Raw genomic sequence first — 24,906 nt, forward strand, 5'->3', positions numbered from 1 at the left:
GCTTTTTACCGAAGGGAAAGAACATGGCGAGTTATTTTATTGGAGTAGACGTAGGAACCGGCAGCGCCCGCGCGGGCGTCTTCGACATGACCGGCCGCATGGTCGGCCAGGCCAGCCGTGAGATCACGTTGTACCGCCCGAAAGCCGATTTCGTCGAGCAATCTTCCGATGAGATCTGGCAGTCCGTCTGTAACGCCGTGAAAGACGCGGTGAATCAGGCCGACATCAACCCGATTCAGGTGAAAGGTATCGGTTTCGACGCCACCTGTTCGCTGGTGGTGCTGGATAAAGAAGGCAAACCGCTGACCGTCAGCCCGTCCGGGCGCAGCGAGCAGAACATCATTGTGTGGATGGATCACCGCGCCATTACGCAGGCGGAACGCATCAACGCCACCGGCCACCGCGTGCTGGAATTCGTCGGCGGGATTATTTCGCCGGAAATGCAGACGCCAAAACTGCTGTGGCTGAAACAGCATATGCCCACCACCTGGAACAACGTCGGGCACCTGTTCGATCTGCCGGATTTCCTGACCTGGCGCGCCACGCAGGACGCCACGCGCTCTCTGTGTTCCACCGTCTGCAAATGGACCTACATCGGCCACGAAGACCGCTGGGATCCGAGCTATTTCCGCCAGATCGGGCTGGAAGATTTGCTGGAAAATAATGCAGCGAAAATCGGCAGCGAAGTGAAAACCATGGGCGAGCCGCTGGGGCATGGTCTGACCCAGCGCGCCGCCGCCGAAATGGGCCTGATGGCAGGCACGGCGGTCAGCGTCTCGATCATTGATGCGCACGCAGGCAGTCTCGGCATTCTCGGCGCCAGCGGCGCGTCCGGCGAATCGGCAGATTTCGACAACCGCATCGCGCTGATCGGCGGCACCTCGACCGCACACATGGCGATGTCGCGCAGTGCGCGCTATATCGGCGGCATCTGGGGTCCGTATTACTCGGCGATTTTGCCGGATTACTGGCTGAACGAAGGTGGTCAATCCACCACCGGCGCGCTGATCGATCACGTCATTCAGTCACATCCGTGCTATCAGGATCTGCTGAAACAGGGCAAAGACAGCGGCAAAACCATTTACGAAGTGCTAAACGGCATCCTGCGTAAAATGGCAGGCGAGCCGGAAGACATTGCCTTCCTGACTAAAGACATTCATATGCTGCCCTACTTCCACGGCAACCGTTCACCGCGCGCCAACCCGACGCTGACCGGTACGCTGACCGGTCTGAAACTCTCGCGTACGCCGGAAGATATGGCACTGCATTATCTGGCGACCATTCAGGCGCTGGCGCTCGGCACCCGTCACATTATCGAAACCATGAACCAGAGCGGTTACCGCATCGATACCATGATGGCAAGCGGCGGCGGCACCAAAAACCCGGTGTTTGTGCAGGAGCATTCCAACGCCACCGGCTGCGCGATGTTATTGCCGGAAGAAAGCGAAGCGATGTTGCTCGGCAGCGCCATGATGGGCACCGTCGCGGCGGGCGCGTATGACTCGCTGCCGGAAGCCATGGCAGCCATGAGCCGCATCGGCAAAACCGTCACGCCGCAAACCAACAAAATCAAAGAGTATTACGACCGCAAATACCGCGTATTCCATGAGATGTACCACGACAGCATGAAGTACCGCCGCCTGATGCAGGGGGAAACCGAATGAATGCAGAGGAAGAATTTGCTCTGGCGTGTCAGGGCTGGCAGACCTACAGCCAGGAATTACTGGCGTTGCAGCGCCATCTCGATGCCGATATCTGGCAGCAATTGCTGACGCTGGTGACCGGTTGTAAGGGCAAAATCGCGGTGACCGGCGTGGGCACGTCGGGGATTGCGGCGCGCAAAATCGCCCATATGCTGGCGTGCGTTGAACAACCGGCGGTGTACCTCAGTGCCACCGATGCCGCCCACGGCGACTTAGGTTTTATGCGCAGTGATGACCTGATGATCCTGATTTCGCGCGGCGGAAATTCCGAAGAGCTGACGCGCCTGCTGCCGACGCTGAAAGCCAAAGGTGTGGCGATCGTCAGCGTGACCGAGAATCTGGATTCCGCCATTGCCCGTGCCGCCACGCTGGTGGTGAAAACCCATATCCGGCGGGAAATCGATCCGCTGAATATGCTGGCGACCACCTCTATCGTGCTGGTGCTGGCGGTGTTCGACGCGCTGTGCGGCAACATCATGCTGCGCAACGGCTTTGACCAGCAACGTTTACTGAAAGTGCATCCGGGCGGAAACGTCGGTAAGACGCTGCGGGAACAGGATATCTGACAACGCGCTTTTCACTGTTTAATCTCCTCCGCCACCAGCGCCGCCAGAATCGAGATGGCGCGCGCGGTGTGCGGAGCCCATTCGAAAGACGTGTTGATACGGATGCAGTGGCTGAAACGCTGATCGGCGGAAAACATGCTGCCGGGCGCCACACTGACGCCTTTCGCCAGCGCAAGCTGATAGACCCGCGCCGCATCGACGTTTTCCCCCAGATCCAGCCATAAAAAATAGCCGCCCTTTGGCTGGCTGACAGAAACCTGTGCGGGGAATTCGGCGAGAATGGCGTGATACATCGCCATTTGTCGCTGCTCGAGTACGCGGCGAAGACGGCGCAGATGGGTGTCATAACCTCCCTGCTGTAAATAATCGGCCAGCGCCAGCTGCACCGGCACGCTGGCCGATAAAGTGCTCATCAGCTGTAACCGCTGGATGCGCTCGGCGTATGCCCCCGCCGCCACCCAGCCGACGCGAAAACCCGGTGCCAGACATTTAGAAAATGACGAACAGTGCAGGATCTCGCTGCGGTAGGACGAGGCCTTCAGCGGCACCGCGCGTTCACTGCCGAAATAGAGTTCGCTGTAAACGTCATCTTCAATAATGGCGACCTGGTGCGCCTGCAAAATATCCACCAGCCGGGCCTTGTTTTCCGGCGGCAAGGTACAGCCGAGCGGATTCTGATAACTGGACATCAGCCAGCAGGCTTTGATCGGGTAGGTTTCCAGCGCTTTTTCCAATGCATCGGGATCCATGCCGTACCGCACGTCAGTCGGAATGGCGACCGCTTTTAGCTTGCGCCGCTCAATGGCCTGCAACACACCATAAAAAGCCGGAGACTCAATCGCCACCCAGTCTCCCGGCTCGGTCACCATCTGCAAACTCAGCCCGAGCGACTCCATCGCGCCAGACGTAATGACGATTTCATCCGGCGCGACTTCGATACCGTTTTGCGCATAACGCTGGGCAATGCTGCGGCGCAACTCTTCGTTACCCGGCGGCAGGTTGGCAGTGGCGCTGTGAGGGGACATCCGGCGCACGGCGCTGGCAAGCGATCGCGCCAGACGCGGCTGGGGAAATAACGTCGGATCCGGGAACGCCGAGCCAAGCGGCACCACGCCAGGATCTTGTCCGGCTTTGAGAATATCAAAAATGGCATCGTTGACGTCCACCTGCTCGGCGGCGTGCAGACGCTCGTCCGGCTGATGCCGCACCGGACGCTGCAATCCGGCAGCCACGTAGTAACCGGACTGAGGTCGCGCGACGATCACTCCCTGACTTTCCAGCAGCTGGTAAGCCTGCAACACCGTCATCAGGCTCAGGCCAGACTGCTTGCAGGTATCGCGCAATGAAGGCAGGCGATCGCCGGGCAGCCAGACCTGGGTGTCAATTTGTTTGCGCAGCGTGCGCGCCAGCTGGGCATAGCGGGATTCAGTCATAATGCGGATCACTGTTACAGGCGGTGTTAACGAAATGAAAACTATTATGCCTGTTTTCGCCTGTTCATCACCAAGTAAACCGTGAGTAAACTTCAAACATTCTTTACACGCGGGCTATAGCGACAAATCATTCATCATGTTAATGTTTGAATCCTTCGCATGACTCGGATTTATCCGAACCGCCAGTCACGTCTGTTCGCCTAACCTTACGCTTTCTAAACATTTTCTCCATGATTGCGCGAAATGTGTCTCTCCGACTTTCAGAATTTTACATCTACCTCGCATTACTATTCATTGGATTCAGTAGACTTGCTTTCGTCGAAACAAAACGGGCAACGTGCCTGAATCTTCAATAAGGAATTTTATTATGCGTAAACTTACCGCAATGATTGTGGCTTCAACCCTGGCTCTGAGCTCTGCTTCTTTCGCGTTTGCTGCTGAGACGACTGCACCTCCAGCACCTGATGCTGCTCACGGCAAAATGCTGCATCATAAAGGCCCGCAACACATGAACCCGTTTGCCGGCCTGAACCTGACTGAGCAGCAAAAAACTCAGATGAAAGACATCATGAAAGACAGCGGCGCACGCCCTGACCGTGCCGCTATGAAAGCGCAGATGGATCAGATGCACAGCCTGGTGGCGACCGACAGCTTCGACGAAGCTAAAGTGAAATCGCAGATTGATACCATCACCAAAGCACAGTCTGACCGTATGCTCGACCGTGCCCGTGCAGAGAACAAAATGTATAACCTGCTGACACCTGAGCAGAAAAAACAGTTCAACGAGAACTACCAGAAACGCTCTGCCAAAATGGAACAGATGCGTGACCACAAACCAGGTCAGGAAAAACCTGCTGCTGCAGAATAATCCCCGACCTGACAGAAATAGACCGGCCTTCGTGGCCGGTTTTTTTTTTGGTTTTTTCCTGCCCCGCCACAACTTTATTGTCATCCGACCAGTACTCTCTGTGCAAAGCGTAAACCGCATCACACTTCCGCTTTTAACTTCAAACTTTTCTGTTCAAAAACATTATTTTTGACCAGTAATTTAACATAGTCGCAACGTGCCGCTGGCGCGCCGACCCTTACCTCCCTACCTCACACTCTCACAAAAAAAGTGGCCAGCACGACAAAGGACCACTCACAAGGAGTTGTAATCATGAAAAGCGTCAAGTCCGGGATAACCTGGCTGGTGGTGGCGTTCATCGGAGCCTTTGCTTTTTGCATGCTGGCGTTAAGTCGTGGCGAACACGTCAACGCGCTCTGGCTGGTGGTTGCCGCCATTGCCTGTTACAGCATTGCCTACCGTTTTTACAGTCTGTTTATCGCCGAAAAAGTATTTGAACTCGACGATAAACGCATGACCCCCGCCGAGCGTCACAACGACGGGCTGGATTATGTGCCGACCAATAAATGGGTGCTGTTCGGCCACCACTTTGCGGCGATTGCCGGAGCAGGCCCGCTGGTCGGCCCGATCCTTGCTGCGCAAATGGGCTTTTTGCCAGGCACCATCTGGATTTTAGTCGGCGTCATGCTGGCCGGTGCGGTGCAGGATTTCCTGATCCTGTTTATCTCTACCCGCCGCGATGGCCGATCTCTGGGGGAAATGGCGAAGCAGGAGCTGGGTAATTTCGCAGGCGTCATCACCATGCTAGGCGCGCTCGGCGTGATGATCATTATTCTGTCCGCGCTGGCGCTGGTGGTGGTCAAAGCGCTGGCCGACAGTCCGTGGGGGCTGTTTACCATTGCCGCGACCATTCCGATTGCCCTGTTTATGGGCATCTATATGCGCTTTCTGCGTCCTGGGAAAATCGCTGAAGTGTCGGTGATTGGCTTTGTGCTGATGATGCTCGCGATTGTTTACGGCGGAAACGTGGCGGCGGACCCGTACTGGGGGCCGTTCTTTACCCTGCACGGCACCACGCTGACCTGGGTGCTGGTGATTTATGGCTTTATTGCCTCGGTATTGCCGGTCTGGCTGCTGCTGGCACCGCGCGATTACCTCTCAACGTTTCTGAAAATCGGCGTTATTGCCGGGCTGGCGGTCGGTATCGTCTTCGCCATGCCGGAAATGAAAATGCCCGCCGTATCGCGTTTTATTGACGGCAGCGGCCCGGTATTCTCCGGCAGCCTGTTCCCGTTCCTGTTTATCACCATCGCCTGCGGGTCGATTTCAGGTTTCCACGCGCTGGTTTCCAGCGGCACGACGCCGAAACTGGTGGAGCGCGAAAGTCACATCCGCTTTATCGGCTACGGCGCGATGCTGATGGAATCGTTTGTGGCGATCATGGCGCTGATTTGTGCGTCGGTGATCGACCCTGGCGTCTATTTTGCGATGAACTCACCGGCGGCGCTGATTGGCACCACGGTGGAAAGTGCCTCGCAGGTGATTAACGGCTGGGGCTTTGTCATCACGCCGGACATTCTGACGCAAATTGCCAAAGACGTCGGCGAGCAGTCAATCCTGTCCCGCGCCGGTGGCGCACCGACCTTCGCCGTCGGCATGGCGCACATCATTACTGAGGTGTTTAACAGCCGCGCGATGATGGCCTTCTGGTATCACTTCGCGATCCTGTTCGAAGCCTTGTTCATCCTGACCGCCGTGGATGCCGGTACCCGCGCCTGCCGTTTTATGGTGCAGGATCTGGTGGGCGTTGCCGTCCCTTCTCTAGCCAATAACCGTTCGTGGATCGGCACGTTCGCCGGTACTACCGTCGCGGTCGCGGGCTGGGGTTTCTTCGTGTATCAGGGCGTGGTCGATCCGTTAGGGGGCATCAATACTCTGTGGCCGCTGTTCGGTATCGGCAATCAGATGCTGGCCTCAATGGCGCTGATCCTCGGCACCGTAGTGCTGTTCAAAATGAAAAAACAGCGTTATGCCTGGGTGACTATTTTGCCGACCATCTGGCTGTTCATCACCTCGATGACCGCAGGCTGGCAGAAGATTTTCCACGAAAAACCGTCGATTGGATTCCTGGCGCAGGCGAAGAAATTCTCTGCCGGGATCGACAGTGGTGAAATCATCAAACCGGCCAAAACACTGGCTGATATGCATACCATCGTGCTGAATAATCAGATCAACGCCGTGCTGTGTGGCTTCTTTATGCTGGTGGCGGTGACGATGCTGGTGTCGTCGTTCTTTGTTATCCGCCGCGCACTGAAATCTGCCACGCCGACGGTACATGAAACAGCCGTGGTGCTGCGTCGTGAAGGCCGCCCGGTTGGCGAGGTGCGCCATGTCTGAGTCACGCGCATTGTTTAAAACACCGCGACCGGCGTCGTTTCGCATCATCAGCTGTCAGCCGCTGTTTATCGTCGAGCCGAAGCCGCACAACGTTTCCGGCTGGCTGAAGCTGGCTATCCGGCGCACTGCGCAGAGTTTCCGGCTGATGGTCGGCGTGCAGGATTACCAGAATTATGTGCAGCATATGAAGGTGCGACACCCGGATAACGAGCCGATGTCCGAGCGGGAGTTTCACCGCCGCTGTCTTGAGGCAAGATTTCCCAGCGAAGGCGGTAAGATGGGAAAATGTCCGTGCTGAGGCGCAGAGTTTCTGTGCCGTGAACTAAAACCTTGCGCAGCCCGTCACGGATGACGGGCTGATATGCTTAGTGTGCGAACAAAATTATCACGCGCGTTATCTTTCTGAAATTCAAACGCTATTATTTTTTTAAATTGCCGGCCGGTGTGTGGGATAAAAAACTCACTGTGCGGCCTAAGCCTTTCTGGTTAAGAAAAAACCTCGCCCGGTTGCGGCCTGCTTTCCTTTCGTCTTCTCACTTTTCGCGATTGCGCGGCTAAAAACCGTCACGCAAAAATGTGTGGCTATGTGATTTTTGCCCCGCCTCTTCTGGTGATAATTTAACCATACACAAGTTAACCGGTTTTATTCTTACCTTAGAGGAAAGCATCATGATTGGCGCAGCACATGCCAGAGATATCGTCACCATAGAGCACAGTATTGTTTTTGCCGTTATGGGAATGTCAGCGTGGGGTGGCGTCGTTCGCTACATCATGCTGAGACAGAAAAAGGCCTTCATGGATGAACTCAAGGCCTGTCTTTTACAGGTTATCGTCTCCTGTTTCAGCGGCATGATATTGAGTATTTTCGTTTTGTCGCACGATGCCAACGATGACAAGCTACTGGTCATCGCCGGGCTGGGCGGCGTGTTTGCCGGGCCGATTATCACCCTGCTCGGTAAGAAAATTTCGGCGTTCATTGACACCATGACCCCCGCACCGAAACAACAAGGTTAATCCCTTCCCCCGACAGACCCAGGTCTGCGGGGGATTTTTTTGCCCTCTTCCCGCGCTGTACGCCCTCTTCGTTCTGCTTTAACTGTCTCAACCTGCCACTTCTCTCTCAGTACGCCAGGCCACACCCTGCGCTGTCTCTGATGCAGCCTGCTTAACCGGTGTGTCTGACGCGGGTTCGGCAAGGTGCACAGCACACCGTTGAAGCAAAAAAAGCGAGACACCCGTAAGTGTCCCGCTTTGCGCTTTCATTAGCATGAGGTCAGAACCTCATGACGTCTGCGTGGTGTAATCAGAGTAACTTCCACTGTGACCATTCACCGGTGAACTCTGCCAGACCTGGCTCGTTTGCCTGAGTCCAGTAGTTAGCCACGTAATCTTTTCCTTTATGGCTGACTTTATCGCCGGTGTTGTATACCTTGCCGGATTCCCACTCGTCGTATTTACCTGCCGGTGCTGGTGTCGGTTCCGGAGTCGGTTCTGGCGTAGGTTCAGGCGTCGGTTCTGGGGTAGGTTCCGGCGTCGGCTCCGGGGTCGGTTCAGGCGTTGGCGTCGGGTCGATCACTTCTTCACCAAAGACCACCAGCGTGTAGTTTTTGGCAACGGAAGTGGCCGCATGGGTGTCAGTGACCGTCAGGGAGAACTGGAACTCAGCACGGCTGACCACGGTTGGCGCGATAAAGGTAATGGTTGACGTGGTGGTGCTGTTTGGCGAAATGCCCGCCGGAACGCTCCACTTGTAGGTCAGCGCTTCGTTATCGGCATCGCTGGAGGCAGCACCGCTCAGACGCACTTTTGAACCGCTGATCACCTGCAACTGGATATCCGCAACCGGTGTGGTATTAGTGGCAGGTTTATCATCATCAGGCACTTCGCCGGCGACATTGATACCGTCGAAGTAGAACGGTGCCATATCGACAACCTGATTAGTCACGGTGCAACCCAGACCTTCACGCGCGGCGTTAACCAGTACGCCGTTGTCCTGATCGATAGTCCAGGTAAACAGTGCGCCAAGCCCTTTTTTCGCTACATACTGACCTTTAGCCCTGACGCTGCGCGGAGTATCAAGGGAAACGAACAGTTTGGTGTCTTTGTTGTACAGGTAATCAGCGTCTGCAACCTGATCGGTGTACACGCTGAAACCGTTACGGCCTTTCTGGTTTTCCAGATCGATATAGTTATTGATCAGGTCATACCATTCGCTGCAACCGCTTTCGAATGTGCCGGTGGTTTCAGCATTGGGTGTCGGTGAGTAGGTACCTTTGAGCGGTGAGTAGCTTTCCAGAACCGCATTCTGGCCGTTACGTGAGTACCCCGCATAACCTACGTTAATGCGGTCAGCCGGGAAGCCTTTCGCCAGCAGGTAATCAACGATGGTATCCACGCCCCAGCCGCCTTCTACCAGCGCGTGCAGGTTGGTGTGGTGATCGAGTTTCTCTGCCCACGGCGTACCGTAGAAGTCGTAAGTCATCACGTTGATGCTGTACAGACCGTTTTTCAGCAGTGTGGCGACATCTGATTTTTCCAAAATCGCTACCACCGCAGAACTGGCGATACTGATTTTGACGTCACTGCGTTTAATGGCTTTCAGCTCTTTGGTGATTTCAGCCAGCAGCAATGCATAGTTCGCACCATCAGAATCGCTGTAGGCATTGTTGTTACCGGCGTTGCCCGGATATTCCCAGTCGATATCCACTTCAGAGAACATCGGGAAGCGGGTAAACAGTTTTGCCACGCCTTTTGCAAAGGTGCTGCGCCCCGCAGACGTTTGCGACATGTTGTGGAAACCGCTGCTCATGGTCCAGCCGCCGATACTCATCGACAGTGCCAGGTCATGCCCCTGGGTTTTGGCTTTGGCTTGCAGATCACGCAGGCCGCCGACGATACCTTTTACTGTCGCCTGAGTGGCGGAGTTCACGTCCATTTCTTCCCAGCCGGACTCTTTCAGGCCAACGTTGTTGCTGGTCTGGAAGTCGCCCCATGGGTCAAGGAAGGTGGGTTCGTTAGTGGATTTGTTCAGATTGCTTGCTGCGCGGGCGATAACTTCCGCTTTTTCGCCGGTGCTGTCGCCGACAATGCCCAGGAAGCCAAGAATGATTTTGTCATACGCCGTCGGGCTGACGTTGGCTAAATCATAACCGCGACCGCGGTTAGCCGGGGTGTCATCTCCGTCGGTCTGACGGCTGTCATACTGCGACCAGTCAGTGTAGTAACCGAAGACTTTAGGTTTATTGGTGGTGTCATACTTGTTGTACACCGGTTTAGCCACGCGGGCAGAGGTATAGCTATATTTCACCGTGTCTTTCGACGCGTCAAAACCGTCCGCTTTATAAGATTTGTCAGTCAGAGAATCTGTTTTAATCAATTTACTGGTAGCCATAATAGTTTCCTGAATAGAAGTTAAGGGTCTAACAGCGTCTTGCTGTTGAAGCTATAATTAGTGAGAGGACGTTTTCTCTCAAATCATCATTCAGCATAAATATTTTTGACAACGATGATGTTCAGGAAATGAGCATCAATTTTTTATCTGATAGTGCAGGAATCTGGACAAGTAATGAGCTGCCGGGGTTTTGCAATCAAAAACATCAACCTGCCGGTTTAAGCAATGAGTCACAATACGGGTTTAATGTGCCACCGATGATATAAATAAAATCCTATAATTCAACGTCAATCATTCAATTTTTATATTTTCTATTTCAAGTTAAACTCAAAAGACTTTTTAATTTCACTCAAAAAACACGTCAGTTTTTATAACAGATCACAACTTATCTAAAATTAATCACAATATTCTGATTGAATGTGGTGAATTTCAAAAAAGAAGATACGATAAATCCTATCGAAAAATGAAAGCCAGCAATTTTCTACCACCGGACTGGAGAGTGTTGAAAGATGAGCGTTTATCTTATTAATGGGCTGTACGTTTTCAACGAAGGAACGAAAGAGTTAAAGACGCTGAATAATGGAATGAATATTAAACTGACCACGATGCGAGCCCGATGCCTCAGTTTTATCATTGAACACGCTAAAGACGAAGTGATAGAAAAGTCAGCGATATCTTATGCTTTATGGGGTGCCAGAAGTACCTTTACCAGCGACGCCAGCCTTACCCAAACACTCTATTTAATTCGCCGCGATCTTAAAACGTTAGGGTTGGATGAATTGTTTATCACCGTACCTAAATCAGGCATTCGGGTAAATACCTCAATAACAATCGATATAATTCAGGAAAAAAAACCCAAAACAAAAATATCATATAACCCTATTTTACTGAGTCTGATTGTATTAGTGCTGTTAATCGGAGTAGGTGTATATCTTACCTTAGTTATCTGAGATCTCTTTACTCACAGAGGGTTCCACTATGCCAAGCAATCCTATTATTGATGCCGTGCTGGAAAATGAAGGGGCTTATATAAACCATCCCGACGATCCGGGCGGCGCGACACATTGGGGCATCACCGAAAAGACCGCACGTGATTATGGCTATACCGGCGATATGAAAGCATTTACCCGTGAACAGGCATATATCATTCTGGAGAAAAACTACTGGTATCAGCCAGGGTTTGACAAAATCCACGCCTTGTCACCGGCTCTGGCGTTAGAGCTGTGTGATACCGGGACAAATATGGGGCCCTCCGTGGGTATTAAGTGGCTACAACGCTGGCTCAATGCATATAATCAGCAAGGCCAGGTTTATCCCGATATCACCGTTGACGGAAAAATTGGGCCTGCCACGCTGAATGCGCTGGCCGGGTTCCTGAGACTGCGCGGGCAGGAAGGAGACGCTGTTCTGGTCACATCGCTCAATTGCAGCCAGGGACAACGGTATCTTGATTTAGCCGAAAGTAAGGCCAGTAATGAATCCTTCATTTACGGCTGGATGAGAAACCGGGTGCGCCTGATAACGCTTTAAACATAAGTGTTTCTTATACAAATAAATGAGCTGCAATAACTTCACTTGTGATGCGCAACATCGTTTAGCTATTAGGAATTAATTCAAACCACTCATTAATGCATACAAATATCATGATATTTTGAGATTTTTTTACTTTATTTGTAGCATCACAATGTGAATGATGCAGGCTCCATATCTTGATGACGGAGAAAAGTAATGATTTACGATAAAATAAATGAGTTTGATTATAATCTGATCAAGATCATGAATGAAGTGATAGTCTCTGGTAGCCTTTCGCGCGCAGCTGAAAAACTTGAACTCTCCGTTTCTGCGGTCAGTCTTTCCATTAATAAATTACAACGTTTCTTAGCCGTCGAACTTTTTATCAGAACCGCTCAGGGCATGAAACCAACACAAATAGCTCTGGACATTCATGAATCTTTTTCACATGCCATGTGTATAATTGATGACGTGGTTCATAAAGCTAAAAATCAGGAAAAAACCGTCTCTTCAGTTAAAGTCATGTGTTCTGACTTAATCGAAAGTTTTTACTTTCAACGTTTACATCAGCAAGATGATTTACAGGAAACCCTTCTCGCCTTCACTAACTCCACCATATTTAACCATGATGAATGTGTGAGAAATCTGCTGCAATCTTGCAATGACATCGTGCTGAGTAATTTTGCCCTTCACCACCATAGCATCACCTCTGTTGAAATTGATTCCGTGGATGATTTCGTGGTGGTGTGCAGCTCCGGCAGTTTACTGGCGTCACAACCCGCCTTTACGCTTTCACACTATTACACGTTACCCCATGCCGTGTATTGTCACAGCGAAGGCCAGACCATGAAACTGGTGTCGGTTAATAATCGTCATATCCAGAATGAAAAAACCAATATGCGCAAAGTCATTTATAACTCATCGTCTATGAATGGCATCATTGCTGCCGTTGAGCGCAGTGATATGATCGCCATCTTTCCGAGAAAAGTGGCGGAGTATTTTATTGAAAAACGTCACAGCAAATTAGTAACATTTACATTACCCGATGACATTCATCATGAAACTTTAAAAACATATGCAAACTTTGTCACCAGAACGACCAAAGTCCGGGGTGTTAATAATATCATTTCTTCACTCAAGGCCGTTGAAACCTGCTCCTGAAAATAAATGATTATCTCAACGGCACAACGCAAAATCACACGTAATTAATGATGAACAATGTTCTTATTTTAATAGTGAAGTAACCCGGTGAAGATTACCCTTTCAATGTTGGTCTGAGACTGACATTGAAAACACAAACTCCTCAGAGTTTTTATTCTTGTACTTATTGCAACGAATGAAGGGTATTCACTATGCATCGATTAAAGCCTCAGTTTTATTTAAATCTTATTACCGCATCCTGTTTGCTGGCTGCAAGTTCTGCCGCGCTGGCGGAGGAAACCCCTGCCCCTTCAGAACCGTACGTTATTAAAGAAAGTGATCTGATCAAAAAAGAAAATTCATTAACGCAAAACCCGCTGATGCAGGAAGTGAAAGCTTCCATCCGCACGCTGGATAATGATTCCGTTGAAAAAATTGCGCCGGGCCGTGCGGCAAACCCGGATAACGTAAAACGCGTTGAGAAAATCCTCAGCAAAGAGCAATGGGATTATATTTTCCCGCTCCGCGCGCCGGAATACAGTTATGAAAACTTCATTAAAGCGATAGGTAAATTCCCGGCAGTTTGCGGTACTTACACTGACGGGCGTGATTCCGACGCGATTTGCCGTAAAGGCCTGGCAACAATGTTCGCGCACTTCGCCCAGGAAACCGGCGGACATGAAAACTGGCGCCCTGAGGCGGAATGGCGACAGGGGCTGGTGTGGCTGCGTGAAATGGGCTGGGCCGAAGGCCAGAAAGGCGGCTATAACGGCGAATGTAATCCGGACGTCTGGCAGGGGCAAACCTGGCCTTGCGGTAAAGACGCGCAGGGTGATTTCGTCAGCTATTTTGGTCGCGGGGCAAAACAACTTTCCTATAACTACAACTACGGTCCGTTCTCAGACGCGATGTTTGGCACGGTCAGAACGCTGCTCGATAAACCGGAACTGGTCGCGGACACCTGGCTGAACCTCGCCAGCGCCGTGTTCTTCTTCGTCACACCGCAGGCACCGAAACCCAGCATGCTGCACGTGATCGACGGAACCTGGCAGCCTAACGCCCATGATAAAGAAAACGGCCTGGTACCGGGGTTCGGCGTGACCATCCAGATCATTAACGGCGGCGTGGAGTGCGGCGGTCCAACCGAAATTGCTCAGGGTGAAAACCGTATCTCCTACTACAAAAGTGAAGCGGAATACCTGAAAGTGCCGGTGCCTGCCAATGAAGTGCTCGGCTGTAAAAACATGAAACAGTTCGATGAAGGTGGCTCAGGCGCACTGCCACAGTACTGGGAACAGGACTGGGGATGGGATCCGAGTACCCCGACAGGCTCGACGTATTCCTGTCAGTTAGTCGGCTACCAGACGCCATTCTCTGCGTTTAAAGAAGGCGACTACAAACGCTGCGTTCAGCACTTCTTTAATGTGTCGATTGTTGATGACTCCGGCAAGGTCGAGCCGGTCACGCCAGCGCCGGATCCGACGCCAGCGCCAGCGCCAACCCCGGACCCAACCCCTGCCCCGGCGGACGCTAACGTGGCGCCAGTGGCAAAACTGAGCGGGCCGATTGGTGATGTGGAAAGCCAAGCGAACGTGACACTTAACGCCGCCGCGTCCAGCGATGCGAACGGTGACAAACTGTCTTACTCCTGGCTGCTGCCAAACGGTAATACGCTGGAGGGTACCGATCGTGACAGCATCAGTTTTGTTGCCCCGACGGTGACGGTGAAAAAACAGTACACCTTCACACTGACTGTTTCTGACGGCAAGAAAAGCGATGTGGCTTCTTATACGCTGACGGTGACGCCGCAGGTGCAACCATTGCCGGATACCGGCACGGGTAAAACCTGCGCGAACAACTGGGACGCACAAAAAATCTACTACGGAGGCGAAAGCGTTGTGTGGAAAGGCAAGGAGTATCTGGCTAACTATTGGACACAGAACAATGAACCCGGGAACCCGGAGTTCACTGGCGAATGGTCACAATGGAAGGAAATTAAAGCCTGTAAGTAAACCTTGTTTTAATGGTCACTCCTGACCGGGGAAAATCAAATGGGCGATCGACGATCGCCCATTTTTTCATGGTTCAGCTTGCCACCAGCATCGGTTCAGCAACCGGCGTGGTCTGCTCGGCAACCAGCCCCAGCAGGATTTTCTTCACCGCCATCGCCTCCGGCGACAGTGCCCGCGTTTCTGAGATACACAGTGAAAGCGGCACCTGAATGGCCGGGCTGCTGATGCATGACATCCAGGCTTTCGCCGGGCCGATCATGGCACGGGCGGCCGACTCCGGCAGGATCGTCGCACCCAGCCCGCTGGCTACTGCGGCGGTCAGCGTCGCAGAAGATTCAATTTCACCAATGATGTTAGCGCTCAGGCGACGCAAAGACATGGCATCGTCCACCAGACGGCGCATGACATTATAAGCACGCGGCATAAACAGATTCAGCCTGGCCACTTCGCTCAGCTCAACGTATTTTCCCGGATTCGGCACAGCATGCGTGCCCACCAGATACAGATCTTCCCTCATCAGCGGCTGACTGCACAGCCCGGCTTCCGGGCGCGCGCCGTACAGCACGGCCATGTCCATGCGGCCATCCAGCACCCATTCACCCAGCGCCGTGCCAAAGTTTTCATTGAGATACAGCAAAATGCCAGGATGCTGCTCGCGCACTGCCTGCAACAGCGGCAGCGCCAGCTGTGAAGCCGCCGTGCCCGGCGCAAGGCCGACCGACACCTGCCCGCTGAGTGATTGCCCGGCGCTGCTTACGGCGCACTGCGCCTGCTCACACTGACGCAAAATGGCCTGCGCATGGGAATAAAGAATGTGACCGGCTTCCGTGGGCGTGACGCCGCGCTTGGTGCGAATCAGCAATTGTTGCTGCAATTCACCTTCCAGCGTTGCCAGCTGCTGGCTCAGCGCCGGTTGAGCGATATGCAGAACCTCAGCGGCCTGCGTCAGGCTGCCGATATCGACGATTTTCACGAAGTACTTTAAACGCCTGAGATTCATCTCTGCCTCCATCTTGCGCGGTAAGGGGTACCCTGAACTGACGTAATGCACGAACAGCATATTTATAAGCAGCTCTGATAAAAGCAAGATCTGCGCCAATCTCCGGCGGCCAGATGAAAAAACGGGCGCATCGCCGCCAATCCCCCGGAACATAAGAGAAAACGGTTGGATGGCGCGCGCAATAAACGTCTGCGCAGAAAAAAATGCAGTGTGATCGCGCAATAATTTCATCGTGAGCGCACCAACATAATGCATTCTTATGGTTCAGCCTTATCAATTAGCAGGATGAATAACTGGCGGCTTTTAGGGGTATCAGACGCTCCGAGATTACTGCCCCGACCGCTCAAACCGGCCTTTTTGACTCTATTCTCAACAACTTGACCAAAGTATCAGCAAACGCACACATTTATGCAGTTTCCCCTTTGACATGCACAGGGGCAGTCGCTATTATTCGCCCCGTTCCAACGATTCCTCTGTAGTTCAGTCGGTAGAACGGCGGACTGTTAATCCGTATGTCACTGGTTCGAGTCCAGTCAGAGGAGCCATATTAGAAACGCCCGCTTAAGGAAACTTAAGCGGGCGTTTTGCTTTGGTGTTTTGGATGTCCTTGCCTGCTTTGCCCCTTTTCTCCCCTTTCATTTTGCAAAAGCATTTTAACCTGGCGGTTGACGCTGTAGTCTCAGTAGCGGTTTTTGTTAAGCTTTTTGATAACTCAATAACCTTTTGCCTATTTTAATAACGAAAAAGTTTAGAAATCTGAGGAACAGACAGGACAATTATGGACGCCATGCTCACTGCCCCCCGCCCCGATGAGGAAATACCTTCATATCACCGTGCCCGCCGGGCTGCCTGGGGGAGCTTCGTCGGCGCAGTCGTCGACTGGTTTGATTTTTTACTCTACGGCATCACCGCCGCGCTGGTGTTTAACAGTGAATTTTTTCCGCAAATTGACCCGGCAATGGGCACGCTCGCCGCGTTTGCCACCTTCGGCGTAGGCTTCCTCTTCCGCCCGCTCGGCGGCATTGTCTTCGGCCATTTCGGCGATCGTTTGGGTCGCAAACGGATGCTGATGATGACCGTCTGGATCATGGGCATCGCCACCGCATGCATCGGTATCCTCCCCTCTTTCGCAACCATTGGCTGGTGGGCCCCGGCTCTGCTGGTCACCCTGCGCGCCATTCAGGGTTTTGCGGTCGGCGGCGAATGGGGTGGCGCTGCGCTGCTCGCCGTTGAAAGTGCACCTTCGGGTAAAAAGGCGTTCTACAGCAGCGGCATCCAGATGGGATACGGCGTCGGTCTGCTGCTGGCTACCGGTCTGGTGTCGCTGATAAGCCACCTGACCACCGACGCCCAGTTCCTCAGCTGGGGCTGGCGTTTGCCGTTTCTGTTCAGCGTTGTGCTGGTGCTGGGCGCGCTGTGGGTCCGCAACGGCATGGAAGAGTCGGTCGAGTTTGAACGTGCTCAGGAAGCACAGCCCAAAGAGGCGAAAAAACGCCTGCCGGTCTTCGAAGCACTGAACCGCCACCCCGGCGCATTTTTGAAAATCATCCTCCTGCGCCTTTGCGAATTGCTGACGATGTACATTGTCACCGCGTTCGCACTGAACTATTCGACGCACAACCTGGGGATGTCGCGTGAGCTGTTTCTCAATATCGGATTGCTGGTCGGCGGGATAAGCTGTCTGACGATCCCGCTGTTTGCCTGGCTGGCGGATCGCTTCGGACGTCGCCGCATCTACATTACCGGCGCATTCGTCGGTGCCCTGAGTGCGTTCCCGTTCTTTATGGCGCTGGAAGCACGTTCCCTTGTCGGCGTGGTAATTTTCTCGTTACTGCTGGCTAATATCGCTCACGATATGGTGGTGTGTGTGCAGCAACCGATGTTCACGGAAATGTTTGGCGCAGGTTACCGCTACAGTGGTGCCGGTGTGGGTTATCAGGTCGCCAGCGTGGTGGGTGGCGGATTTACGCCGTTTATTGCCGCCGCGTTACTGAATTTCTCCGGCGGTGAATGGCATTCCGTCGCCATTTATCTGATGGCGGGCTGTTTGCTCTCGGCCCTGACAGCGATAGTGATGAAAACACCTCAGCCGGACTGAAAAGTAAGCCATTAAAAAAGCCCGCTTAATGAAAGTTAAGCGGGCTTTTTGCATCCGGGGCGGCGTTAAACCACCCGCAACTCTTCGTAGGACACCATCACATGCTCCGCAAATGCCGGACGCTGTTTAAGTTTTTCATAATATTGTTCGATGGCCGGGTAAGGTGGCCGATCAATGGCGATATCAAAATAGCGATACAAACTGTGTCCAAACTGAATATCGGCCAGCGTGAATTCACTCCCGGCAAGGTAGCCATATCGGACAATCTGCGCCTCAGCAATCGCCAGTTTCTTGTTCAGGTTCTGCAATGATTTTTTCAGCGCCTGATGATCCTGATCTTTCGCCGCCGTTCTCACTACCATCCAGAATACCGGCGCGGTGAAATTCATCGCCACCCCGATTTTTGCCCATTCGGTCCATTTATCGATGTGCGCACGCCGTTCAGCATCCTTCGGCCAGAATGTCTCAGCACCGTATTTTCCGGCCAGATAGCGCAGAATGGCGCCGGTTTCCCACAGGGCCTCCCCTTCGCCATCGCGGATCACCGGAACGGTGCCGTTCGGGTTCATCGCCAGAAATTCCGGCGTGTCATTGCCGCCGTATTTATGGCCGATGTCAGTTCTTTCATACTGCAGGCCTAATTCCCCGATACACCACATCAGCGCCTGCACATTAGACGACGTTTTTCTGCCCCACACCCGAATCATTCACTGTCCCCTGTTCGTTCATAAAAGCGTCATCCGGTTTTCATAGCCTAATAAAACATTGGCGGCGCTCTTCAGACAAGCCATATTTAGACTGAATGATGATGAACAAAGCACAAAGGAAAAGCGTATGGATAACACGTCCCTCACCGCGGTACAGGCGATTGAGAAGCTCGAAGAAATGTACAACAACTCGGTCGCCGCACTGCGGGATGCGATTAAAGATTTCATTGTTCAGGGCACGCTGCCGGACGTGGCTGACCGCGCGGCGGGATTATTTGTTTACCCTGAACTGCGTGTCAGCTGGGATGGCGTGACGCCTGCCAAAAATCCGACCCGCGCCTATGGCCGCTTCTCGCACCCCGGACGCTATTCCACCACCATCACCCATCCTGAACTTTTCCGTCATTATCTGACCGAGCAGCTGTCATTGCTGGAGGAAGAGTACAATGCGGTGATTGAAGTGGTGCCGTCGCAACAGGAAATTCCTTACTCTTACGTGATCGACGGATCGGACCTGATGCTCGACCGCTCAATGAGCGCGGGGCTTGCGAAACATTTTCCCACCACGGAACTGTCGCAAATTGGCGATGAAACGGCAGATGGCCTGTATTACCCCGGCGATACCTTCCCGCTTTCTCATTTCAACGCGCTGCGGGCTGATTTTTCCCTCGCGCGCCTGCGCCATTACACCGGCACGTTGATTGAACATTTCCAGCCTTACGTGTTGTTCACCAACTACACGCGCTATGTCGATGAATTTGTCAGCTGGGCGTGCGCACAGATTGCCGATCCGGACAGCCCGTACGAAGCGCTGGCCTGCGCGGGCAGCGTGTTTATCACTGCCGATACGCTTTATCCGGAACAGGCGGTGTCGGATCTGGCGTGGAAAAAACACCAGATGCCGGCCTATCACCTGATCGCCCGCGACGGCGCGGGGATCACGCTGGTGAACATCGGCGTCGGTCCGGCCAATGCCAAAACGATTTGCGATCACCTCGCAGTGCTGCGCCCGCACGTCTGGCTGATGATTGGTCACTGCGGCGGATTGCGTGAAACGCAGTCCATTGGCGATTACGTACTGGCGCACGCGTATCTGCGTGACGATCACGTGCTGGACGCGGTGTTACCGCCGGATATCCCTATTCCAAGCATTGCCGAAGTGCAGCGCGCGCTGTATGACGCCACCAAAAAGATGAGCGGAATGCCCGGCGAGGAAGTGAAACAGCGCCTGCGCACCGGCACGGTGGTCACGACGGACGATCGTAACTGGGAGCTGCGTTATGCCGCCTCGGCGCTGCGCTTTAACCTCAGCCGTGCCGTGGCCGTCGATATGGAAAGTGCGACCATTGCCGCGCAGGGTTACCGCTTCCGCGTCCCGTACGGCACGTTACTGTGCGTCTCCGATAAACCGCTTCACGGTGAAATCAAACTGCCCGGTCAGGCAAACAAGTTTTATGAAGGGGCGATTTCAGAGCATTTGCAAATCGGCATCTGCGCCATCGATCTGCTGCGTGCCGAAGGGGATCATCTGCATTCGCGAAAATTACGTACCTTTAACGAGCCTCCTTTCCGATAATTGTTTTTTAACACTTTAATTCAGCCCCTTCTTAAAAAAGACTTTGCATAATGCGAAGTCTTTTACCATCATAATTTAAAACGCTGTTCTACTTTCTGCCACACTGGAATTCTCTTGCAAAACGTCATCGTCTCTTTGCGCAAAGCCATCGAGCGCACGCCCTGGTATCCGAAACGGCGTTCTTACCGCACCCTGTTCTGGCGTGAAATCACGCCCCTCGCTGTGCCCATCTTCTTCGAGAATGCCTGCGTCCTGCTGATGGGCGTACTGAGCACTTTTCTGGTCAGCTGGCTGGGCAAGGAAGCGATGGCGGGCGTTGGTCTGGCAGACAGCTTCAACATGGTGATCATTTCCTTTTTTGCCGCGGTCGATCTCGGCACTACGGTGGTGGTGGCCTTCAGCCTGGGTAAGCTCGATCACGAACGGGCGCGTGCCGCTGCGCGACAATCGCTGGCGATCATGACCGTTTTTGCCGTACTGCTGGCAATTCTTCTGCAATTTTCCGGGCATGTGATCATCGACATGATCGCCGGTAACGCCGAGCCGGAAGTCAAAGAGATGGCGCTTTCCTATCTGCAAATGAGCAGCTGGAGCTATCCGGCGGCGGCCATTGCGTTGATCGGTTCCGGCGCGCTGCGCGGTGCCGGGAATACCAAAATTCCGATGCTGCTCAACGGCGGCATGAATATTCTCAATCTGGTGATCAGCAGCGTGCTGATTTACGGCTGCTTTGGCTGGAATGGACTGGGCTTTATCGGTGCGGGGCTCGGGCTGACCATCGCGCGCTATATCGGTGCCATCGCCGTCATTGCGGTGCTGATGGTCGGCTTTAATCCGTCGCTGAAAATCTCCCTTAAAAGTTATTTCCTGCCGCTCAATACCAATATTCTGCGCGAAGTGCTGGGCATTGGTATTCCGGCCAGCATTGAATCGGTGCTGTTTAACGGCGGTAAACTGCTGACGCAGGTTTTCGTCGCCGGTATGGGCACTAACGTCATCGCCGGTAACTTTATTGCCTTCTCCATTGCCGCATTGATTAACCTGCCGGGCAACGCGCTGGGATCAGCGTCCACCATTATTGTCGGCACGCGGCTGGGCAAAGGGCAAATCGCACAGTCCGAGCGCCAGCTGCGCCATATATTCTGGCTCTCGACATTTGGCCTGTGCGTTCTGGCGTTCATCTCGGTGCCCTTCGCCGGCGTGCTGGCGCGCTTTTACACCAATGAAGAAGACGTCATCGACGTCGTCAAAATACTGATCTGGCTGAACGCCGCGTTTATGCCCTTCTGGGCGGCGTCATGGGTGCTCCCCGCCGGATTAAAAGGCGCACGCGACGCCCGTTTCACCATGTATGTCTCGATGGTGGGCATGTGGGGTTGTCGTATTGTGGTGGGGTATTTCCTGGGTATCGTGCTTGGTTTTGGCGTGGTGGGTATCTGGCTTGGCATGTTCCTGGACTGGATCGTGCGCGGTATTTTCTTCTACTGGCGCATGGCCAGCGGCCGCTGGCTGTGGAAATACCCGAAAGCGAAGAGAACGGAATAACGGCCAACGTTAAGAGGTCAGTTCAGGCATCCGGCGGGCGTAAGTCTGAACGTGGGCGGAAAACGGTCTATATAAATAATTATTTCATATGCATTAATCAAATGCATATGAAATTAATATATCAACACAGTGAATAACATATTTTTTATACAAAAAAACAAAACAACTTAACCCATCGCCATCCGGTAAACCTCTGTATTTTATAAATAAAATTAGAATAAAATTTGTAGTCATATTTATAAATTGCTTCCACCTGGCGAATAAATTATATTCCGTGTCGCGTTTTTTATAATACCTCCCCATTAAAATAAGAAGGTTTAAATGCCAGCAGATATCGACAATCTTGTTACTATGCTTAACGGAAAAAGAAATAAATTCCTGCAGGAGGATTATATTTCAGGAAATCAATGGGATAATATTAATCCTATGCAACGTCAAGGTGCATGGACAAACAATAATTATGACTCGCAGGGAAATATTCAATACCACGGCCTTGGAGCCGGAGTTTGCCTTGGACTGTCGAGTGCTTACTTAATTTCTGGTGCGACATGGCCTGATTTTATGAACTACATTTCGAGTCCGCTGGGTAAAGTTCAGATTCGCGGCGTGCAGAATTTACTGAAGGAGCTTACTCTCTCCCGGCCAAAAAACCTGTCAAGATATAAATGCCAGGGAAATATTAATTCCAAAGATGTCATGACAACCGTCCTGAGAAATAAAGGAATTTCTTATATAAAAGGGGGCAATATGATGACAAACAAACTATTAGAATCAATAAGAACGGATATACTTCAATATATGTCCTCCCAAAACGGGTATATTATTATCATAGGTGGCCAGGCAGGACTTCATGCTTTCGCAATAAGAGCAGGAGTAAACGTTTTAAAATTTTTTGACCCCAACCATGGTGAATTTATTTTTCCGACCATGAATGGCCAGGGGGATTTAATGGCACTTTTCTTGTTGACCTATATAGCTGACCGTTACCCGAATTTTAATAAATGTGATGTTTCTTGTTTTAAACTGAGATGAATTAATTTTTTAAATCCTTTACATCATGGGCGCCGCGGAGTTTGCCGCCCGGCAAACTCCTGACTCACATAGTACGTCTTATCCGGCAACGGCCGGCTTTTGTAAATCCACCGGCGTTTTCGACTTCTGGCAGCAGAGGTAGATGATCCCCAGCAGCGGGATCCAGCCGAGCAAAATGCCCAGCACCACATTCAGCACGGCGTAAGTCTCCGGCGAAGCGTACTGGATCAGGATCATATTCAGCAACCGCGAGACGACGCCCGCCAGATAGACACCGCCAAACCACCAGCCTGAACGGTTGATGTCATGCATGCGGCGGATGCCGACGGCCAGCAGCGGCAACGCCAGAACCAGGGCAAACAGGCTATAGGCCATTCCGGCATACAGCACGCCGATATAAGGGTCGCCTGACATGGAAAAGAACGAAATCACGCCCATGACCAGCAGGATCATCAACAAAACATTGCCGAGGGTGAAAACCCAAAACGCCTTTCGGGTCGCCCTGCCCGAAAATTTCACATAGCCTTTCCAGCCCTGCAAATAACACTGCCATAAGGTCATTACGTCACTTCCTTTTACTTTCCCAAAGAGTCCGGGGATTTAAACCGTTTCTTACTGGCCGCGCAACCGCGAAGCGAGTTTATCCAGCTGATCGGCAATCTGGTTCAGATCTTTGTCCTGCTCTCCCGGCGTACGGGTGGAGTTACGCACCACCAGCTTCGCCGGTAACAGGGTGGACTCGGTGACGTCATTTTTCGTCGCCAGCAGGCGTTCCACCGCCTCTTTGCTTTGCAGATCCAGATCCAGCGACACCGTAGTCAGCGCCGGATGGAAAAACGCGCTGTCGTAAGTATCATCGTAACCGATGATCGACACCTGTTCGGGAATGGCGACGTTATGCTGATGCAGCGCGCTGATAACGCCCAGCGCCATCTGATCGTTGCCCACCAGCATGGCGGTAAACTGCGGCGTCTCACGCAGGATATGCAGCGCATTGTAATAGCCGCTTTTGGCGCTCCAGTCACCGTGGATCACCGTGACCGGTGCCAGCCCCTTCTCCCTGAGCGTGTCCTGCCAGCTTTGCAGGCGCAGGCGCGATGACACAGAATCCTCCGGCCCTGCCAGCAGCGCGAAATCGCGATGCCCTAATTCCAGCAGATATTCCACGCTGGCGCGTGAGCCGTCGGCGGGATTAAAGCAGACGTTAAACACCGGGCTGCCCGGATCGACGTCGAGGAACAGACACAGAATATCGCGGTTATTTTCGTAGATGTGCTCTGCTTCAGCGCTTTCCAGCGGAATGTTGATGATGACGCGATCGACCCGCTGAGATTTCAGTTCGTTGATCGAGTCCTGAATGCTCTGGTTAACATCTTCATCAATCATCGAGATCAGCACCTGATAACCGGCCTGATGAGCATATTTTTTCACTGACGCAGCAATTTGCGAAGGCGCGTGTAAGGCCAGCGACGTGGTCACCAGCCCCAGCGTGAAACTCTGTTTACCCACCAGCTGCTGTGCCAGACGGTTAGGCACATAGCGCAGCACATCTATCGCCTGTTCTACCTTCAGGCGGGTGGCTTCGGAAACGTTGGCTGACTTGTTTAACACCCGTGAAACGGTCTGATAAGAGACACCGGCGTAGCGGGCGACATCTTCCAGTGTCGAACTTTTCGATTTCATTCTTTTTCTCTGCCTGCAACCTGTGAACGTAGCTTACCTCCACAATCCTCGGGTCAAACTACGGGATCTCAGATAAAAGTTCAATCTGAGGCGCACCGCACTGCATAAGTTATACGTTAACATTGCATAATCTTGTGATTTGAATCACTAACGGTTTATTTATAACACACAAGTTCTGGATCTAACTCACAATTCAGAATGTGTAAAATTGATCATTGTTGTTTCTGGGTATCTTATAGATTCCGTAAATGTGAACGTCATACA

General features: G+C 52.6%; 20 protein-coding genes and 1 tRNA gene. 15 read left to right on the plus strand and 6 right to left on the minus strand.

Going from position 1 to position 24,906, the window contains the following annotated elements; genetic code table 11:
- Positions 1–23 precede the first annotated feature (23 nt).
- Both ACQZQY_RS18175 and ACQZQY_RS18180 read left to right on the plus strand, forming a co-directional pair.
- Entirely contained in the window at positions 24–1,664 is a 1,641-nt protein-coding gene (locus ACQZQY_RS18175) for an FGGY-family carbohydrate kinase (protein WP_056769439.1), read from the plus strand.
- The gene (locus tag ACQZQY_RS18180; RefSeq protein ID WP_431296153.1) at positions 1,661–2,269 is read left to right on the plus strand and encodes an SIS domain-containing protein; all 609 of its coding nucleotides are present in this window, start codon (positions 1,661–1,663) and stop codon (positions 2,267–2,269) included. The genes ACQZQY_RS18175 and ACQZQY_RS18180 overlap by 4 nt, the downstream gene beginning before the upstream one ends.
- An 11-nt stretch (positions 2,270–2,280) precedes the next feature.
- Here the strand turns inward: ACQZQY_RS18180 and ACQZQY_RS18185 are convergent, their stop codons facing one another.
- On the minus strand, positions 2,281–3,702 hold the full coding sequence (locus ACQZQY_RS18185) for an aminotransferase class I/II-fold pyridoxal phosphate-dependent enzyme (protein WP_183847513.1): 1,422 nt from the start codon (positions 3,700–3,702) through the stop codon (positions 2,281–2,283).
- Positions 3,703–4,069: 367 nt separating this feature from the next.
- On the opposite strand from ACQZQY_RS18185, the gene spy reads away from it, so the two are divergent.
- The 4 genes from spy to ACQZQY_RS18205 all read left to right on the plus strand — a co-directional run bounded on the left by spy (position 4,070) and on the right by ACQZQY_RS18205 (position 7,960).
- Positions 4,070–4,570, plus strand: coding sequence for an ATP-independent periplasmic protein-refolding chaperone Spy (gene spy, locus ACQZQY_RS18190; RefSeq protein WP_122094860.1), 501 nt, complete (start codon positions 4,070–4,072; stop codon positions 4,568–4,570).
- A gap of 291 nt (positions 4,571–4,861) precedes the next feature.
- Entirely contained in the window at positions 4,862–6,946 is a 2,085-nt protein-coding gene (locus ACQZQY_RS18195) for a carbon starvation CstA family protein (protein ID WP_056769432.1), read from the plus strand.
- Positions 6,939–7,244, plus strand: coding sequence for a YbdD/YjiX family protein (locus tag ACQZQY_RS18200; protein WP_056769431.1), 306 nt, complete (start codon positions 6,939–6,941; stop codon positions 7,242–7,244). The genes ACQZQY_RS18195 and ACQZQY_RS18200 overlap by 8 nt, the downstream gene beginning before the upstream one ends.
- 371 nt (positions 7,245–7,615) lie before the next feature.
- On the plus strand, positions 7,616–7,960 hold the full coding sequence (locus ACQZQY_RS18205) for a phage holin family protein (RefSeq protein WP_056769428.1): 345 nt from the start codon (positions 7,616–7,618) through the stop codon (positions 7,958–7,960).
- Positions 7,961–8,249: 289 nt separating this feature from the next.
- Here ACQZQY_RS18205 and ACQZQY_RS18210 read toward each other — a convergent pair whose 3' ends face one another.
- Positions 8,250–10,337: a glycosyl hydrolase family 18 protein gene (locus ACQZQY_RS18210; RefSeq protein ID WP_431296154.1), complete on the minus strand. Its 2,088-nt coding sequence runs from the start codon at positions 10,335–10,337 to the stop codon at positions 8,250–8,252.
- Between the two features lie 509 nt (positions 10,338–10,846).
- Between ACQZQY_RS18210 and ACQZQY_RS18215 the strand changes: the two genes are divergently transcribed.
- The 4 genes from ACQZQY_RS18215 (at position 10,847) to ACQZQY_RS18230 (ending at position 15,001) form a co-directional block, all read left to right on the plus strand.
- Positions 10,847–11,287: a winged helix-turn-helix domain-containing protein gene (locus ACQZQY_RS18215; RefSeq protein ID WP_056769424.1), complete on the plus strand. Its 441-nt coding sequence runs from the start codon at positions 10,847–10,849 to the stop codon at positions 11,285–11,287.
- 28 nt (positions 11,288–11,315) lie between these two features.
- Complete coding sequence (locus ACQZQY_RS18220; RefSeq protein ID WP_056769422.1) at positions 11,316–11,867, plus strand: glycoside hydrolase family 108 protein; 552 nt, start codon at positions 11,316–11,318, stop codon at positions 11,865–11,867.
- Positions 11,868–12,065: 198 nt separating this feature from the next.
- Positions 12,066–13,010 (plus strand): LysR family transcriptional regulator, encoded by a 945-nt coding sequence (locus ACQZQY_RS18225; RefSeq protein WP_431296155.1) that lies wholly within the window; start codon positions 12,066–12,068, stop codon positions 13,008–13,010.
- 191 nt (positions 13,011–13,201) lie between these two features.
- Complete coding sequence (locus tag ACQZQY_RS18230) at positions 13,202–15,001, plus strand: glycoside hydrolase family 19 protein (RefSeq protein ID WP_431296156.1); 1,800 nt, start codon at positions 13,202–13,204, stop codon at positions 14,999–15,001.
- A gap of 73 nt (positions 15,002–15,074) precedes the next feature.
- Here the strand turns inward: ACQZQY_RS18230 and nac are convergent, their stop codons facing one another.
- Positions 15,075–16,001: a nitrogen assimilation transcriptional regulator NAC gene (gene nac / locus ACQZQY_RS18235; RefSeq protein ID WP_431296157.1), complete on the minus strand. Its 927-nt coding sequence runs from the start codon at positions 15,999–16,001 to the stop codon at positions 15,075–15,077.
- Positions 16,002–16,470: 469 nt separating this feature from the next.
- Here nac and ACQZQY_RS18240 point away from each other — a divergent pair.
- Both ACQZQY_RS18240 and shiA read left to right on the plus strand, forming a co-directional pair.
- A tRNA-Asn gene (locus tag ACQZQY_RS18240) sits at positions 16,471–16,546 on the plus strand.
- Positions 16,547–16,779: 233 nt separating this feature from the next.
- Positions 16,780–18,099 carry a shikimate transporter gene (gene shiA, locus ACQZQY_RS18245; RefSeq protein ID WP_136376860.1) on the plus strand — a complete coding sequence of 440 codons (1,320 nt, stop codon included), beginning with the start codon at positions 16,780–16,782 and terminating at the stop codon, positions 18,097–18,099.
- A gap of 65 nt (positions 18,100–18,164) precedes the next feature.
- Here the strand turns inward: shiA and ACQZQY_RS18250 are convergent, their stop codons facing one another.
- Positions 18,165–18,806 (minus strand): glutathione S-transferase family protein, encoded by a 642-nt coding sequence (locus ACQZQY_RS18250; RefSeq protein WP_390972476.1) that lies wholly within the window; start codon positions 18,804–18,806, stop codon positions 18,165–18,167.
- A gap of 91 nt (positions 18,807–18,897) precedes the next feature.
- Between ACQZQY_RS18250 and ACQZQY_RS18255 the strand changes: the two genes are divergently transcribed.
- The 3 genes from ACQZQY_RS18255 to ACQZQY_RS18265 all read left to right on the plus strand — a co-directional run bounded on the left by ACQZQY_RS18255 (position 18,898) and on the right by ACQZQY_RS18265 (position 22,959).
- Positions 18,898–20,382 (plus strand): AMP nucleosidase, encoded by a 1,485-nt coding sequence (locus ACQZQY_RS18255; RefSeq protein WP_256370263.1) that lies wholly within the window; start codon positions 18,898–18,900, stop codon positions 20,380–20,382.
- 114 nt (positions 20,383–20,496) lie between these two features.
- Positions 20,497–21,927 (plus strand): EmmdR/YeeO family multidrug/toxin efflux MATE transporter, encoded by a 1,431-nt coding sequence (locus tag ACQZQY_RS18260; protein ID WP_431296158.1) that lies wholly within the window; start codon positions 20,497–20,499, stop codon positions 21,925–21,927.
- A gap of 321 nt (positions 21,928–22,248) precedes the next feature.
- Positions 22,249–22,959: a YopT-type cysteine protease domain-containing protein gene (locus ACQZQY_RS18265; protein WP_431296159.1), complete on the plus strand. Its 711-nt coding sequence runs from the start codon at positions 22,249–22,251 to the stop codon at positions 22,957–22,959.
- Positions 22,960–23,037: 78 nt separating this feature from the next.
- Here the strand turns inward: ACQZQY_RS18265 and ACQZQY_RS18270 are convergent, their stop codons facing one another.
- Positions 23,038–23,520 (minus strand): DUF805 domain-containing protein, encoded by a 483-nt coding sequence (locus tag ACQZQY_RS18270; protein WP_056769411.1) that lies wholly within the window; start codon positions 23,518–23,520, stop codon positions 23,038–23,040.
- A gap of 51 nt (positions 23,521–23,571) precedes the next feature.
- A complete protein-coding gene (locus tag ACQZQY_RS18275; protein WP_431296160.1) occupies positions 23,572–24,642 on the minus strand; it encodes a LacI family DNA-binding transcriptional regulator in 1,071 nt (356 codons plus the stop codon).
- Positions 24,643–24,906: the final 264 nt, after the last annotated feature.

Origin of the sequence: Rahnella sp. PAMC25559, assembly GCF_050632365.1 — a bacterium.
Lineage (GTDB): Bacteria > Pseudomonadota > Gammaproteobacteria > Enterobacterales > Enterobacteriaceae > Rahnella > Rahnella rivi.